The following is a 15,650-nucleotide window of genomic DNA, read 5'->3' as shown; positions in this document are numbered from 1 at the left end:
TTCGATCATTTTAAGCGATAATTAATAGCATAAAAGCAACAATTACGAGCCACAAAAGGAAAAAAGGAATATAACTAGATGATATAATTTTCAACCCTTCATCAAAATCTAATTTACAAGCTTGACTTATTTTCTTGCTTAAAATAATAACATAGGCTATTTCAAATAGGTTAATTGATTGTAGTATATAAATAATACCTTCTTCTAACATTTCGGGTTGGAAAACTTCTAATAATGAAAATGGTGGGAAGTATTTAACATCATTTATTCCATAATTTCTATTAAATATGAGAAACCAGAATAAGGTTATAATTGGTGAAATTAAAAAAACATATTCAGACCAAATTATTGCTCTAAGAACTTGTTTGATACCTACTTTAATATCATATAAGAATAAGCCTATTTGAATAATCATAAGCACGCAAAATATTTTTAACAAAAGCAAAAAAGGTACTAAAAAATCAATGTATGATTTAATCCAATTTATCTTTTCTAAAATCTGTAAAACTGTATTTTCTGAATATTGATTTAAGAGATAACCTTTATAAATCTCATCTGTCAAAATATACTTATTGGTTAAGAAATACAGATAATAATCCAGAAAAAGCAATATTAATAGGGCAAATCGAGTTTTTATCATTGTAGTATAATTCCATTTTAGGGTATTACAAATTCTACTGTTTTCTAAATTTCTGATAAAAAGTTATTCCAGTTCTAAAAAATATCCCTTTACTCATGAAAGGCTCTTCAGGTTCAAATCCTTCAGTTTTGGCATGTAACGCGGCATCAATAGAAAATTTACCCTCCGTAAATTTTGGCATCCATTTACATAGAACATCAAAACTCCCACCTGCTTTAAACTGGTTAGTTAAAAAACTAAATCCAGAAGGTTGGCTCCAATAATTGGCTGCTAGATTTATATTCAAATTATTCGAAATTTTCTTGTCAAATAATGAAATTCCAAAACCAAACGACTGATAATATTTATTCTGATACATTTTCAAGTCAGTTTGTAGTTTTAGCGTATTTTTTTTGATGTATATATTTTGTTCAAACATATCCCCAAATGGGGTTAGCAAATAACTTCCGCCTAAAGATACTTTTGAGCCTCTAACTGAAAACTTTACTTTGCCAGGCCCTAACAAATTCAACAATGAACTAACTGCTATTCTATTTAATTGGGCTCGTTCATTAGTTGTTAATTCATCAAATTGAATATATCGATGAAATGGAGCATCGGGACGATTAATGTGTTTAATATAACCCCATATATCATGACCAACAATATCATTATTAAGTTGATCTTGGCTTTCTTGAATTGAATATAGTTTAATAGTGCTTGAAGAAAGATAAAAAATAGAAGCCCAGATTCTTGTGGAATATTCTGGTCCTATATCCTTAACATTGGCGCCATTGAAAGCTATATCTGTCTTAATTTTGCGAATTATACCATAATCTGCTTCTAATCCGCCAGTATGTAACCTGATATATGCTGGCAAATTTCTATCTCGAAGATTAATAAGAGTATTATCCATTACCCCTCCGACTATGGCTAATCCTGATGTATTCCATGTTGGAGTAATATAACTACCTATTCCCTCAGATATTAAAACATTTTGATGTCCAGCTTCATGTGTATAAACCATGCCAAATAGATGCCCAAAAACAAAAAACAATCTAGGTAATGTACCTTCTGGCTTGTGATCCCACAAATAATTATGAATTGATATATAGTTTTGATTAACCAATCGCATATTGTAAGCCTTATTATACGTATCAAAAAATAAAAATGGATAAGCCTTAACTGTTGTGGAATCCCCCTGAGAAAAGCTTGTTGTTAATTTAATAAAACAACATATTGTACATATCAATAATTTCCTAATCATATTACTTGCTTACTTTGAAAAAACAAAAAAGGGTCGAAAGTTTAATTTCGGCCCTTTAACACAACCTATTTATGACATGGGGTATTTAACCAGTCAATGTCAAAGATTGCATCAGCCACACAGGCTGATATAATTACAGCGGCAAATAATACCCAAATTGATCCACCTTGAATAGAAACAATTTGATTGTCATTTAACTTTTTCATTTTATAATAGTAGTTAGGTTGCCTTACAAAATCGTAAGTTGATGCAATATTACCAACCTTTAATGAACTAATATTTCAGTTTTTGACAAACATCATTTTTATAAATAAACTGGATAAATTATACAATTCCCCCTCCCTAAAATTTGTAATTGAGAAGCTTCGGATAGTTTCTTGAATCCCATTTCCATCCTTCCTTCTTCCGTATATATATAGCTATTGGAATGCTTACAATACTTAATGGGGACCTTTAAATCGTTTACTAACTCATCACGAAAAAGATACCAAGCTCTTTCTGTAATACCCAATTTCTTTGCTAATTCTTTCGGACTTCCCGTTGACCGGGTCTGTATTAAATGATCTAGGTATTCCAACCTTTGGTAGATTTTCCAAAGCATAACTCTTATTAATGGTTAGTTTACAATATTTTACGAAAGTAAACTTTTGCAAATTACAGTCTCGAAATAAATGATGAGTGGTCTTAGGGTTGGAAAACTTGATGATTGGTCAACTGATGATTTGTCAACTGATGATTTGTCAACTTTTAAAAAGTTGACAAATCTAAGCAACACCCTTCCCTAATCCCTAATCACCTCCCCTTCTCCACCTTCTTCTTATTCCAAGGTGCTGTGGTATTTTTAGCCATGTCGATCGCTAAAGCCACCATCAATAAGGTGAACAAGATGAGTATCCAACGAAATATTTTTTGATTTTTATTCATTATACTACCTGTGGATTAAAATTAATAACTAAATCTCCAGCACCCTTACTTAATTCCGAGGGCGAGTCGGCATACTGAAAACGCAAATAACAACAGCCCCCAGTTTCCATCTGAATCAAAGTCCCAGAATAATAGGATGCCACATAAGATATCGATGGATTATGCGCTACCAAATATATCACAGGCCTACTCTGCTTTTCAATCATCTTAACATAATCTGGACCTGAGGCCTGGTACCAGCAAGCATCTAAGTTTATGGGTCCCACAATTCCTAACTCACTCCGCAAAGCAGTGGCTGTTTCCGTAGTTCTATTGGCATCCGAACATAGCCATAAACCAGAAGGCAAATGAACCGATTTTAGCTTTTGAGCCAATAGGATCATCTCTTCCATCCCTTGCAAAGATAGCTGCCGCTCTTTGTCGGGCTGATCATAAGGCCCAGAATGAGCATGGCGTATTAATATGAGATCAATCATGATTCAAAATCGGCTTGAGTAATCAATGGGTATTCTCCTTGAGCATGCTTTTCACCCATCTTAATGTAATGAGGTGGACCATATTTTAATCGCTCTATCTGCGATTCATTCAGTGTTTTAACCACTTTGGCGGGGGTACCCAGTACCAAAGAATAATCAGGTATTTCCATCCCTTCCGTCACCAAGGCATGTGCCCCAATCAAACAATACTGACCTATTTTAGCCCGATTTAACACGGTGGCATGCATGCCGATCAAACTTCCTTCTCCCACCTCTGCACCATGTACAATGGCTGAATGCCCAACGGTTACAAATTTCCCAATGATGGTTTTATCTCCTTCATCAGCATGCAATACAGCATTATCTTGCACATTACAGCCTTCGCCCAAATGAATTTCTTCCACATCTGCTCGGATAACGGCTCCGTACCAAATGGACACATCAGGTGAAATAAAAACACGGCCCATCACGGAGGCAGTTGGTGCAATGAAAATCGCCATAAGATGACATCTAGGTTTACATGAAGCTATAACCGAAAATTACTGATTAATTTCTGTCTTTCCATTTCCTTGACTATTTTCTGTAAAGGAAAACAGGAAAAACCCTTTAGGTTATCTAAGGATTGAGATTCTGCATTCTTAATTCTACATTTTACAAAACAAGGTTAATCCCAACGAAAGATTGGAACGCAGCTTGAGCGAAGCGGCAGGCGGATCTTTGACCCTGCGCATAGGCCACGAGCGATTGCGTCAAAGATTAAAGCCGTGAGTGGAGAGACAATCGGTTCCGCAGAGCGGAATTCGTCTTAGGATTAACCGTATTTCTTCTGTTTTTTTGTTTCTTTTTTTTCAAAAAAAAAGAAACACCAAGAAAAGTATTAATCCGCTGATGTTATTGAAATAAGGAAATAAACACATTAACCATTTTATCAATTATTAAGGCATTTCTTTTTTTGAAAAAAAAGAAATACTGTAAAACTGGATATAAAGTGATGTTATTTATGGGCTGATTCAAATTACAATAATCACACCATTTACCATGGCCTTTAATTATTATAAAAAGAAAGACTTTGGAGGTTTTGAAACTGCTAAATTTTTATTTAAGATGTATTAATAACAAACTTAAAGTCAACTTAATTCAGGACAAGACATTCTACATTTTACATTCTTCATTCTACATTTCCCAACAACACTAACAACAATTTTTCCTTTCTTTGACGCATGAAACAATTGCTAGATCATTTTTCTTGGAAGCCATCTGATACCTTACTCTCCTTAGGTTGTGGTTCAGCCTGGTGGGAAGTGAATCTCCTACTGCATCAGCCATGTCGGGAAATCATTCTTGTTGACCCCAATACCCAACAATTGAGCTTGGAAGATGTCCAAGAAAGCATTGAATACTTTGAAAAGAAACTAAGCTTAACTTTTTCCACTCAGGTACAAATCTATCATTCACCCTTGGCACAAGTCCCCATTGCCGACCAAAGCGTAGATGGACTTTTCGTTTTCAATGCCTGGCATGAGTTAGCTCCCATAGATGAAATTCTTCCCGCTTTGAAACGTATCATAAAACCAGGAGGTTGGATTTTATTAGAAGAAGAATTGTCCGTAGATCATCGTCGTATCCATGAAGGCTGTGCCCAAGAGCTGTATTTTCAAGAAGAAATAGACCGTCAAATGGCAAGTATTGATTTTCAGTTCAGCCAAAAACTAGTTAAGGAAAAGCAGACCTTTTACTTAAAATACGTGAATTGCTGAAAACATGTGTTTTTTTGAGGTATAATTAAATGCTTTTCGCAAATTTGTATTCGAATACGCGACATCAATGACCCCAACCAACGAAAGACCCTACATCATCGGAATCACCGGTGGAAGTGCCTCTGGAAAAACACTGTTTTTGCAAAGACTCATGGCCCAGTTCCCTTCCGAAGAAATTTGTCTTTTATCTCAAGATAATTACTATCGTCCCAAGCAGCATCAAACCAAAGATGAAAATGGGATTGAGAATTTTGATTTACCCGGTGCTATTGATGATGAAGCTTTTGCCAAAGACGTAGAAAAATTACGTTCAGGAGAAATTGTAACTCGAGAAGAATACACCTTCAATAACTCCAATAAAGTGCCCGATATTCTGCATTTCTACCCTCGAAAAATTTTAGTGGTAGAAGGTATTTTTGTCTTCCATTTTCCCGAAGTAGCCAAATTGCTGGATTTGAAAATATTCATTGACGCACAAAACAAAATCAAATTGAAGCGTCGCATCAAGCGGGATAACGAGGAAAGAGGTTATGATTTACAGGATGTGATGTACCGTTGGAAATACCACGTAAAACCTACCTACGAGGAATTCATTCGTCCACACAAAAAAAGCTGTGACATTGTTATTCCGAACAACATCCATTTTGAAAAGGGACTGGAAGTGATTGTTCACTACCTCAAATCACGCATTAAGTAAATCCAAGTTATAGTGCAATCCCTTATTTTCTCTCTGAGCACGCGCATGCTTAATGATCAAATAAGCCACATTAATCATGTTTCTTAATTCACACAAAGGCACCGTGATTTTAGATTGTTTGTACAATTCTTCGTGCTCCAAATAAATCAACTCCAAACGATCATAGGCCCGTTTTAATCGTCGATCCGTACGTACGATTCCCACATAATTACTCATGATTGACTCCAATTCACGCGTCATTTCCGTCACCAATACCATTTCTTCAGGATTTCGAGTACCCTCATCATTCCAATGAGGAATACCGGCTGGGATGGTTTGCGTTCCAAATTCTCCAATGGATTTTTCAAAAGCACGGTGGGCATATACGATGGCTTCCAACAATGAATTGGAGGCCAAACGATTGGCCCCATGTAAACCTGTATGTGAACATTCGCCCGCCGCATATAAATGCTCGATATTGGTTTGGCTGTATTCATTGACAATGATTCCCCCACACAAATAATGTTGGCATGGAACCACAGGAATCATTTCTTGCGACATATCTATTCCCAGCTGATCCAAACAATACTGGTAGATCATAGGGAAATGAGCCATGATTTCTTCCTTGGGAATATGTAGCGTATCTAAGTAGACATGATCCGTACCATTTTTCTTCATTTCTGAATCGATGGCTCTGGCTACAATATCGCGAGGAGCCAATGAAAGGCGCTCGTCGTACTTTTCCATGAAGGTCGACCCATCCAAATTCTTCAGAATTCCTCCATGTCCACGCACCGCTTCTGAAATCAAGAAATTAGGTTTTTTGCCGGGTTGATAGAGAGCTGTAGGATGGAACTGTATGAATTGCATCCCTTTCACAAAACCTTTGGCACGATACGCCATGGCAATTCCATCTCCCGTAGCAATGGTTGGATTGGTCGTAGATTGATACACTTGACCAATTCCACCAGTAGCTAATAAGGTTGTTTTCCCAATAAAAGTCTCTACTTTTTTAGTTTTCTTGTTTAAGACATATACTCCAAAACATTTTTTATGGGGGGTATCTTTAGTCACCTTCTCCCCTAAATGATGTTGTGTTATTAGGTCAACTGCAAAATAATGCGTGAAAAAATCCACTGAATCAAAGGACTTGACTTTTTCTAGTAATGCCCGCTCGATTTCATTTCCCGTGGAGTCTTTATAGTGTAAAATGCGTTTATCTGAATGCCCTCCTTCTTTGACTAAATCAAAACTCCCGTCTGATTTACGGTCAAAGTCGGTCCCGTATGAAATCAATTCCTTTAACCGCTCAGGAGCTTCTTTTACCACTAATTCCACCACCTTAGCATCGCTTTCAAAGTCGCCAGCTACCAAGGTATCTTGCATGTGTTTCTCAAAGGAATCTTGATTATCCCAAACGGCAGCAATTCCGCCTTGAGCATATTTGGTATTGGTTTCTTCCGCAACCGTTTTGGTAATTAAAGCTATTTTGATGGGGATCTGTCTATCCTGGAAGTATTGGGCTACCTTAACGGTGTAGGATAAACCAGCGATTCCAGAACCCACCACAATAAAGTCATACGTAGGCATATTCATGTCTTTCAGAGGCGCAAATTAACCAAAAGCCTATTTAAAAGAAAATATTGAATATTAATGTTAAATTTGCGAGGAATTAAACCCTTAAATAAACATTTGAACTCAATGGAAACATCCAACAACACCTCAAAGATTGCCTTGATTGTATTGGCTGTATTAACAGCAGTATTAGGCGTCTTGTATTTTCGTTCGAACCAATTGACCAAAGAACAAGCCGTCAATATTGAAGAAAAAGCCACTGAATTAGCGAATACACGCATGAAATTGGATTCCATTTCTACGCAATTGGATGCTAAAATTGAGGAAATTAAAGCCTTGGGCGGACAAGTAAGTGATTTAGAGGCATTGAAAGTGCAATTGGAACAAGATAAAAGCTCCTTGAAAAAAGCTAATCATGCGACTATTGCTTCATATGAGGCAAAAATCAAAGAATATGATTTAGTGTTGACTCAGAAAGATGCGGACATTGTAGAATTGAAAAAGCAAAATGGCATTTTGACAGAAAACAACCAAGTATTGACAACACAAAACCAAACCTTGAATACGGAGAATACAGGTTTAAAAACGGAGAACAAAACGTTGGCAGATACTTTATCTGAAGTTACAGCTAAAAACAAGGAATTAGCCAGAAAGGTGAGTATTGCAGCAGCTTTGAAAGCGCAAAGTTTACGTGTTTTATCTGTTAGCAGCAAAGGAAAAGAAGCAGAGAAATCTCGTTTTAATGGTAAGAAAATTGAGAAGTTGAAAATCACATTCAACTTAGCTAGCAACCCGATTACTAAATTAGAAAACAAAACCATCTTTGTACGTATGCTAGATGCTGATGGAGCTATCGTTTCAGACGAAGCTGCAGGTTCAGGTAAGTTTACCCAAGATGGCAAAGAAATGGTCTATACGGCTAAGCAAGTAGTGACCTATTCCAACAATAACCAAGCGGTAGATGTATTCTATTCTCGTGGGGGTGTGGCTTACAAACCAGGTAAATATACCATTGAATTATACGCTGAAGGCTTCGCGATTGGAACGGGCGGATTTGAAGTAAAATAAGAAAATAGGCATTAGGCATTATTGATTAGAAGGAACTGCGCAAGTGGTTCCTTTTTTTAATGAAAAATGGGGAATGTAGAATGGAGAATAGAGAATGGGGGTTTATAACTTTCCAAAATACTTCTCGTAAAACACCAAGATGATTCCTAAAAAAGGTGCGTTTAGCACAAGCACTATTCGAATCAATTTATCAATGGGGGAATAATACCTCGATTTTAATGTGATTATGATGGAGATGACTAGTGCAATCAAATAAATAACAATAAAGAATATTAATAGTCCTTCGAAAGGTCCTAAAAAACGGGGAAAAGAAAAGCTCATAAGAATATAAAATGTATGGTCGTGGGAATTAAATTCCAACAAGCATGGATTAAAAAAGTCAAAATAAAAGCCTTGTTAGCATCAAATTCCTTTTTGGTGAAATAGTATACCAGAGCTAATATGATACCTGAATCAAATACTAAAAAGGGATAATAAGGGTCATTGAAATAATGAGCTGCAGCAAACATGATGCTGGAAATACCAATGGATAATATTCCAGATATAGGTTCAGAGAATGTGGAAAATAAACGTTGACAAACGTTAATAATCAACCATTGAGATAGCCAGGTTTCAAAAAAAGGCGCGATTAATACACTATGCAAAAACAAAAAAGAGTCCAGTTTATACTCATCGAAAACACCAACAATTCGATGTTGTAATGTACGTTCAACATATAATGTTATAGTTCCAGTAAGTAATAAATGAGGCAGAAAATAATACTTATTGATGAACCAAAGCCTAGGCCCATACAATGGCTTACCTTGATATACCTCCAGCCATTGATACAATTTATTCTTCAACATATAAGCTAAATCTGGCTTAAATATTGACTAATTATTCTTAAAAAAACTTGCGAAAACTCAAGAAATTTGTAATAAAAAAGACATTGGATAGAAAATAATCAATCATCCACATGAAGAAACTTCATTAAGCTATTCGACATGTTCTAAAAGGCATGTCGTAATGTTGATAAAAAGAATCTTCGATTCGATTTCCACAGAGTATATAGGATGTTTTATGTTACAATTGGTGGGATTGTAGAACCCGTTGATTAGTAGTTCGACATAACATATGTCGAACAGCGGTTCAAAAAACGATACATCATATTTTCTACATGCTACATTGAAAGGTTAATCCTAACGAAAGATTGGAACGAAGCGGCAAGGAAATTATAAATGATGAATTATAAAGTATAAATGGTAGTGGCTCATTCTACATTTTTCATTCTACATTCTAACAGCCGTAAGCGAAGAGACAATCGGTTCTGAGAAGCAGAATTCGTCTTAGGATTAACCATATTTCCTCTGTTTTTTTGTTTCTTTTTTTATGAAAAAAAAGAAATAACATATGAATTAAATCTTCGGTAAAGCTATTTTGTAGGACTCTTTCTTGTTGTTTCAAAATAACACTTCGTTACAGCTTATTTGGAAAACTTATAATAAGTTAACTTGAGAGTAATACTGAACCATGGGTAAAGATATAACAGAAAAGGGAGCTCATATTACGTTCGCCCAACAACGGTTTGGCAAAATGGCGGATTTATTGCCAAGTTATAGCTCAGTACATCGTTTGATTTCTTGATCAAAACTGTACATTTGTGCTGCTATTTTCAAAGCTTCACCTAGCCGAAAACCGTTAGAGGTCATTACAAACGACCATGCTACAACAATACAAATAATAGACTAAACTGGTAAACAGATGATAAAGAAGTATTTGGTTTTCATATGCATGATTATTTCAGTGATACTACTAGTAAAAGCTGCATTAGTCTATCCAGGTGGATCCTTGCTCGACAAAAATTCTGTAGGTTTTGCCTGGTCAAAAAATTTTATTAGCAATTTGTTTTCGGAAAAAGCAATCAATGGTTTAGAAAATCCAGGTAGGATTTGGGCAATTCTTGGAATGGCATTTCAATCGGTTGGTTATGGTGTTTTTTTTATAAATATGTCGAAAAAATTTTCGTTAAAAGCATGGGGAAGTGTTTTAAAATATATAGGATTTGCCAACATTTTATTGATTTTCTTAATTGCAACACCCTTTCACGACCTAGGAACAATTTCAATTATATTAACCTTATTTGGACTATTTATAATTACGTTCTTTATACTAAAGTCAAAACTACGTTTACTTAAATATTGCTGTATCATATGCTTATTGACTTATTATTGTTTCTTCTTCCTTTATGGATTTAGTTATTTGGGATTAGCTTTTATCATGCAGAAAGTATACTCTTTAAGTTCAATTCTACTAGTTCTAGCATTGGAATATTTTACAAAATATGAAGACTTTGTACATAGCAAAACTGGAGGAGAATAAATAGTAACGAACCGCTAACATTGGTTTAGCAATTTGACATTCCAGTGCTCCGAATTAACATATGAACAGAAAATCCTAGCTTTCACCAAGCTCCAAAATAGTATAGTAAGTGTTCCAACTAGAAACCACGAATTAATATGAAGCTATTCGACATGTTCTAAAAGGCATGTCGAATTGTTGATAAAAAGAATCTTCGATTCGCTTTCTTCAGAGTATATAGGATGTTTTATGTTACAATTGGTGGGATTGTAGAACCCGTTGATTAGTAGTTCGACATAGCATATTTAATGTAAAATGTAGAATTAAGAATTAAGAATGTCTTGTCCTTATGTAGGTTGAATTGGATTCTTTGATAATTTATTGGAAATATAAATTAACAGGCCTTTTCATTCTACATTCTACATTCTACATTAATTTCACTTCCCAAATAGCTTATTAAAGCTTCGGTTGTACAACAAACTAGCTCCTATGGTTTGATTAATTTGGTAGGAGTTTAAAGAACCAAGAAGGGTGGTTTGAACGTTACGATTGTACGTTTTCAAACGAAGAGATCCATCTCGTTTCACAAAATATTCCAAGGCCCAATCGCCCAGTAAGATCAAAGGACTCGTCTGATTTCGAGCATCAGTAAAGCCCCCACTTCGGGTAATCCGTAAGCGGTCATTCACATTATAAGACGCCCGCAATTGTAAATTGGATAAGATATCTTGATTCAAATTCCCGCCTCCTAAATACACATCAATGTTCAAATCCTTGTTAATTTGAGAAGCCAAATTACTCAATTGATTGGAAAGCATTTCGGTAAAATTACCCACTAAACTACCCAAAGCAATTCCACTTCCACCAAAGGGAGAAACCAATTGACCAAACAATAGGACATTGGAAACTTGTCGAGTTAGCTCCTGCTCATCCGTCTTAATACGATTGGTAAAGGCCGTAACGGCTCCATTCAAGTGAACATCTTTGGGATAATCTCGTATACCTATATCAAAGGAAATATTAGGTGACAACAAGCGATTTTGCAGGTTGATGGTCACGTCCACGGGATAGCGTCTTTTGAACTCGGGCAAGTTGGATTTATTAGTCGTATCCAACAAAATAGGGAACAAGGAAGCATACTGCGTATAGATAGCCTTGATATTCACATTCGCCTCCAAAGGATCTCCTGTCCAAGAAATCTTAGAACCTCGCTGAATCGCAAATCGTTTATTGATTAAATTTTGCAGGGTAAATGTATAATCTCCTTGGTCAATGGCATAGTCGCCAATCATTCTAAACTGCCCCTTTTTATCCAAAGTCATATTGATATTTCCCGTACCATATATCCGCATCAAATCCCCTTTCTTTTTATCAATTTGCACCTCGCCATAGGCTTCAGGAGTAAATGCCAAATCCAAGTCTAAACTGATTCCACCTTCCTTTAATTTGGATGTCAATTGTTGGTTCACGGCATTGATATCTACTTGCAAGGACTTACTAAAAAACTCATAATCCTCTTCATTTTCGGTACTACTTTCACGATCTAAAGGAATATACAATCGGGTTCCTTTTTCACTTTTCAAGTCCGCCGTAATCAGTAAATCATGCAATGCCCCACGGATGGAAATAGGCCCTGAGGTATAACCTGTCCCATAATAAAAGGATGTAGGATCACGTTGGGTATTTAGCAATTTAAACCGATTTAAGTTCGCCTCAATGTTCATCTCAAAGGGACTTCCAAGCGGGAAAATAAAGTTGGCATTCAGCTTCGCTGTATTACCTTCCGGGTCTGAAATCTTCCAATTTCGACCAATGATTTGTCGAGATTTAAACTCGACGGTATCCGAAAAAGCCAAGCTAGTTTTCAAGTAATCAAAGAATAATTTGGCCTTTTGAAGCACTATTTTTCCTTCGATATCTGGATCGTTTAGGGTTCCTCTTACTTTCAATTTACCCGATGCATCTCCGGCTAATCCAGAAAATACGCCTTGAGTAAATGGTTCCAAGATACTCAGATTGGTCTTATTTAACTCCGCTGTAATATCCAGCTTATTCCTAGTTTCAAAGGGTTTATAGGTACCATCCACTTCTACCACAGATTCCCCTAATCGGTTTAAATGGTAGTTTAAATCCATCGTTTTTAAATCCGCATTATAGGTTCCCACACCTTGTAAATTACCGATGTAGAAGGTATTCAAATGAAGGGAATCCACCAGAAGCCAAGTGTCTAAACGGGTATGCTGATACCAATCTTGAATGTTGATTTCAGCATTCAATTCCCCTTGTACTTTCAAAGAAAATAAAGGAGCTAAGGTCCCTAACTGAAACTTATTGGCTCGCAGTCGTAAGGTCTCCGTAGAGTCCATGGATAAGCTTCCTTGTAGGGCTATCGACTGTTTTTGATTCGAAATCAAAAAGTGCTCAGCAAGCAGTTCCTTGCCTTGAATGGAGATTTTATTCTCGGGATCTACCGCCCAATCTTGTCCCAAAATACGTAAATAAGTATCCTTGAAACGAAGCGACAATCCGTCTTTTTCAAAGCGCCAAATTCCTCCCAAATGGGCTGAATTATCATCTCCCTGTTGCTTGAAATCCAGTTCAAAATTGATTCGATCTTGATCCCAAAGCCCATCCAATTTGAGGTTTTCGGTTGGAGTTAGAAAATTCAAATGCTGCCTTCTGGATTGAAAAACCAAGCTACTAGAAACTTCGGGACCACCTAAAAACTTAGAACTTTGGAAGGAGAAAATGGACTGATAAAACTTATAACCTCCCAATACCAAGGTGTCAGGATAGGACTCCAAACTCAAAGAAACGGATCTCCCTTTATTGACACTTCCAGAAAAAACGGTATTCTTGGCTAAGTCGATAGTAGGAAACCAACGTGTTAAAATGGGTTTGGCATCATGGCAAATGACGGTAAAATCGGAGACATATTTCCGACTCGTCTCATGGGTTTTGGCAGCATAGTAAGCCGCTCTTTCACTCTCGTTTTTAGTGAAATACAAGGTGTATTCCTCCCACAATTGACCTAAATCTTTTTGCAATTGGGAAGGAACAAAATCTCCCTCTGCCTCCACGGAAATCAAATCAGAATTTAATCGATAGTGACGTTTGGCCCCTTTTAAATCCGAACTAAAAGTCAATAAATGTATGGGCAAATCCAACTTCTTGGGGGTTCCCAAAATGGCTTCAGAAAAGGTGGCTTTCCCCTCTAAATCGTCCAAATCATTCATGGCGATATTGACTTGGAAATCACTGACTAGCTGCATCGGTGTGTCAGTAATCCGTAACCTTCCCAAATCAACATGGTCAATACGTCCTTCCAAATTATAGACCGGTTTTTCCTGCCTTAAATTGATTTCACCGGACATTTGAGCCAACAAATTACTATCCTTAACTGAAACTAATCCTTTGAATAATTGACGTTGCAAATTCCCTTTCAAACTAACTCGTCGATAAGCATATCGTTTAATATTGATTTCCGAAACTTGGCCATCAAAATCCACTTTGGCCGAATTACTCGAAAAGCCTGATCCCTTCACCTGAGCTTCCAAATCAACTGTACCCAAATACTCCTCTAGACTGAACAATTTACCCAGTTTAAATTTCTTCAATTTCAACTTCCCTTGGTACTTAGAAAAGGCCATAGAATCACTCAAATTCATCATCACATCCCCTTCCATATACCCTAAGCCCGTGTTTAATTTACCCGAAGTACTAAAGTCTTTATTGGTTCCAGAGAATTTCCCACCAAAGGAGACCGGACCTAAGATATTCATTTTTTCTACCGCTGATTTCGACAAAAAGACTTGTAAATCTTGGGGGTGAAATTGGGAATTCACCATGTCAAAATTCATCACCGTTTTATCTATTTCGGGTAAACCTTTGAAACTAAAATCACCTCGGAGTACACTTTTACTACCAAAGGCCATTTCAAAATTCTTTAGATTCAAACGCGCCACAGGCCCTTCCAAATTACCCTTCAGTTTATACAAACCTTTGTATTGATACATATCCTCCACAAACCTACCCAAGTCTTCTCCGCGTATCAGGCTATTGTCAAAATAGGCCTTCATACTGACCTTTTTATTCCAAAGCTTGAAGTCTTGGGTACTGGAATAATCAAAAACAATTTGATTTTTTATCTGAGAATCATTGAAAAATAGATTCAATTGATCGAAGCGCATCTGCTTATCGGCATACATGAATTTCGTATCCAATGCCTTGATATTCAGCCCACTGACAGGATCCAATGCTTTCAGCCCAATGGTCTGTAGACCCAAGGTATCGCCTTGCACATAAAAGTCCTTGACCTTGGCATTGATGTGTGTAAAAATCAAGTGATTCAGGTCAAAATGCCGAGATGTAGCTTCGCTCTTGATTTGTTGATCATCCAACATAAAAGAGCCATCCACTACTTCAGCATCCAATATTTCAAATTTGGAGCTAGGACCAGCCACGCTAGGACCTGGATTCAGCCAATGGTCTATCCGAACGATAAACTCATCCAAATTCATTTTTCCTGATTTTTTTTCAAAAATCAAATGAACTTTGGGTTGATACAAACGAGCATAATCTAAGTGAGGATTGTTTCCTTTGAACAGTAAATCGGATAAATTAAAATTGACATCCAATCGTTCAATGTAGACCATTTCCTTTCCCCAAGGGTCTTTGACGCGTAATCCCCAAAAACTTATTTCATCGAAAAACTTCAGTTGGATAGCCCGAACGGTGAGTGGATAGCCAATGGCTTTCTCTATTTTGGGAGCAAAATACTGCGCTAATAAGGTTTGATTGGAGGGTACTCGAAGTAATAAGACTGTGACAAAAAACAACAAAAAAATCCCCACCAAACCGTAAAGAATGGATTTAGCGAAGATTTTGGTTGCTTTAATCATATTTTCTTTTTCAGAAAAGCCAACGATTACGGCATATTTTGCCTTATTTT

The 15,650-nt window shown here is 36.6% G+C and carries 13 protein-coding genes; 4 read left to right on the top strand and 9 right to left on the bottom strand.

From position 1 onward, the window contains the following. Positions 1 to 10: 10 nt before the first annotated feature. From G9H65_RS07405 to G9H65_RS07385, 6 genes are all read right to left on the bottom strand, one after another. Positions 11 to 640: a hypothetical protein gene (locus G9H65_RS07405; RefSeq protein ID WP_166374704.1), complete on the bottom strand. Its 630-nt coding sequence runs from the start codon at positions 638 to 640 to the stop codon at positions 11 to 13. Between the two features lie 34 nt (positions 641 to 674). After that, a complete protein-coding gene (locus G9H65_RS07400; protein WP_166374703.1) occupies positions 675 to 1,886 on the bottom strand; it encodes a hypothetical protein in 1,212 nt (403 codons plus the stop codon). 65 nt (positions 1,887 to 1,951) lie between these two features. Beyond that, positions 1,952 to 2,092, bottom strand: a complete 141-nt coding sequence (locus G9H65_RS07395; protein ID WP_166374702.1) for a hypothetical protein — start codon at positions 2,090 to 2,092, stop codon at positions 1,952 to 1,954. 586 nt (positions 2,093 to 2,678) lie between these two features. Further along, entirely contained in the window at positions 2,679 to 2,810 is a 132-nt protein-coding gene (locus G9H65_RS13460) for a hypothetical protein (protein ID WP_262887529.1), read from the bottom strand. Then, positions 2,810 to 3,286, bottom strand: a complete 477-nt coding sequence (locus tag G9H65_RS07390) for a SixA phosphatase family protein (protein WP_166374701.1) — start codon at positions 3,284 to 3,286, stop codon at positions 2,810 to 2,812. The genes G9H65_RS13460 and G9H65_RS07390 overlap by 1 nt, the downstream gene beginning before the upstream one ends. Continuing rightward, on the bottom strand, positions 3,283 to 3,786 hold the full coding sequence (locus G9H65_RS07385) for a gamma carbonic anhydrase family protein (RefSeq protein ID WP_166374700.1): 504 nt from the start codon (positions 3,784 to 3,786) through the stop codon (positions 3,283 to 3,285). The genes G9H65_RS07390 and G9H65_RS07385 overlap by 4 nt, the downstream gene beginning before the upstream one ends. 720 nt (positions 3,787 to 4,506) lie before the next feature. On the opposite strand from G9H65_RS07385, the gene G9H65_RS07380 reads away from it, so the two are divergent. Further along, entirely contained in the window at positions 4,507 to 5,043 is a 537-nt protein-coding gene (locus G9H65_RS07380; RefSeq protein WP_166374699.1) for a class I SAM-dependent methyltransferase, read from the top strand. Between the two features lie 67 nt (positions 5,044 to 5,110). Next, positions 5,111 to 5,740: a uridine kinase gene (gene udk, locus G9H65_RS07375; RefSeq protein ID WP_166374698.1), complete on the top strand. Its 630-nt coding sequence runs from the start codon at positions 5,111 to 5,113 to the stop codon at positions 5,738 to 5,740. Here udk and nadB read toward each other — a convergent pair. Then, positions 5,726 to 7,309, bottom strand: coding sequence for an L-aspartate oxidase (gene nadB / locus G9H65_RS07370; protein ID WP_166374807.1), 1,584 nt, complete (start codon positions 7,307 to 7,309; stop codon positions 5,726 to 5,728). The genes udk and nadB overlap by 15 nt on opposite strands. A gap of 111 nt (positions 7,310 to 7,420) precedes the next feature. Here nadB and G9H65_RS07365 point away from each other — a divergent pair, with 111 nt between their 5' ends. After that, positions 7,421 to 8,362 (top strand): PhzF family phenazine biosynthesis protein, encoded by a 942-nt coding sequence (locus tag G9H65_RS07365; RefSeq protein WP_166374697.1) that lies wholly within the window; start codon positions 7,421 to 7,423, stop codon positions 8,360 to 8,362. 317 nt (positions 8,363 to 8,679) lie between these two features. On the opposite strand, the gene G9H65_RS07360 is transcribed toward G9H65_RS07365, so the two are convergent. After that, complete coding sequence (locus tag G9H65_RS07360) at positions 8,680 to 9,207, bottom strand: CPBP family intramembrane glutamic endopeptidase (protein ID WP_166374696.1); 528 nt, start codon at positions 9,205 to 9,207, stop codon at positions 8,680 to 8,682. Positions 9,208 to 10,132: 925 nt separating this feature from the next. Here G9H65_RS07360 and G9H65_RS07355 point away from each other — a divergent pair. After that, the gene (locus G9H65_RS07355; protein ID WP_235927476.1) at positions 10,133 to 10,720 is read left to right on the top strand and encodes a hypothetical protein; all 588 of its coding nucleotides are present in this window, start codon (positions 10,133 to 10,135) and stop codon (positions 10,718 to 10,720) included. A gap of 416 nt (positions 10,721 to 11,136) precedes the next feature. Here the strand turns inward: G9H65_RS07355 and G9H65_RS07350 are convergent, their stop codons facing one another. Continuing rightward, positions 11,137 to 15,600: a translocation/assembly module TamB domain-containing protein gene (locus tag G9H65_RS07350; RefSeq protein ID WP_166374695.1), complete on the bottom strand. Its 4,464-nt coding sequence runs from the start codon at positions 15,598 to 15,600 to the stop codon at positions 11,137 to 11,139. Positions 15,601 to 15,650 lie beyond the last annotated feature (50 nt).

This window comes from Aquirufa ecclesiirivi (genome assembly GCF_011250515.1).
In the GTDB taxonomy this organism is placed as follows: Bacteria; Bacteroidota; Bacteroidia; order Cytophagales; family Spirosomataceae; genus Aquirufa; species Aquirufa ecclesiirivi.
Note: the sequence above shows the minus strand (reverse complement) of the source record. Positions and strands in the feature narration are given on the sequence as shown.

Excerpts from the sequence above, each read along its gene's own strand:
- G9H65_RS07405 (WP_166374704.1), bottom strand. The coding sequence starts at position 640 with ATGATAAAAACTCGATTTGCCCTATTAATATTGCTTTTTCTGGATTAT.
- G9H65_RS07400 (WP_166374703.1), bottom strand. The coding sequence starts at position 1,886 with ATGATTAGGAAATTATTGATATGTACAATATGTTGTTTTATTAAATTA.
- G9H65_RS07395 (WP_166374702.1), bottom strand. The coding sequence starts at position 2,092 with ATGAAAAAGTTAAATGACAATCAAATTGTTTCTATTCAAGGTGGATCA.
- G9H65_RS13460 (WP_262887529.1), bottom strand. The coding sequence starts at position 2,810 with ATGAATAAAAATCAAAAAATATTTCGTTGGATACTCATCTTGTTCACC.
- G9H65_RS07390 (WP_166374701.1), bottom strand. The coding sequence starts at position 3,286 with ATGATTGATCTCATATTAATACGCCATGCTCATTCTGGGCCTTATGAT.
- G9H65_RS07385 (WP_166374700.1), bottom strand. The coding sequence starts at position 3,786 with ATGGCGATTTTCATTGCACCAACTGCCTCCGTGATGGGCCGTGTTTTT.
- G9H65_RS07380 (WP_166374699.1), top strand. The coding sequence starts at position 4,507 with ATGAAACAATTGCTAGATCATTTTTCTTGGAAGCCATCTGATACCTTA.
- udk (WP_166374698.1), top strand. The coding sequence starts at position 5,111 with ATGACCCCAACCAACGAAAGACCCTACATCATCGGAATCACCGGTGGA.
- nadB (WP_166374807.1), bottom strand. The coding sequence starts at position 7,309 with ATGCCTACGTATGACTTTATTGTGGTGGGTTCTGGAATCGCTGGTTTA.
- G9H65_RS07365 (WP_166374697.1), top strand. The coding sequence starts at position 7,421 with ATGGAAACATCCAACAACACCTCAAAGATTGCCTTGATTGTATTGGCT.
- G9H65_RS07360 (WP_166374696.1), bottom strand. The coding sequence starts at position 9,207 with ATGTTGAAGAATAAATTGTATCAATGGCTGGAGGTATATCAAGGTAAG.
- G9H65_RS07355 (WP_235927476.1), top strand. The coding sequence starts at position 10,133 with ATGATTATTTCAGTGATACTACTAGTAAAAGCTGCATTAGTCTATCCA.
- G9H65_RS07350 (WP_166374695.1), bottom strand. The coding sequence starts at position 15,600 with ATGATTAAAGCAACCAAAATCTTCGCTAAATCCATTCTTTACGGTTTG.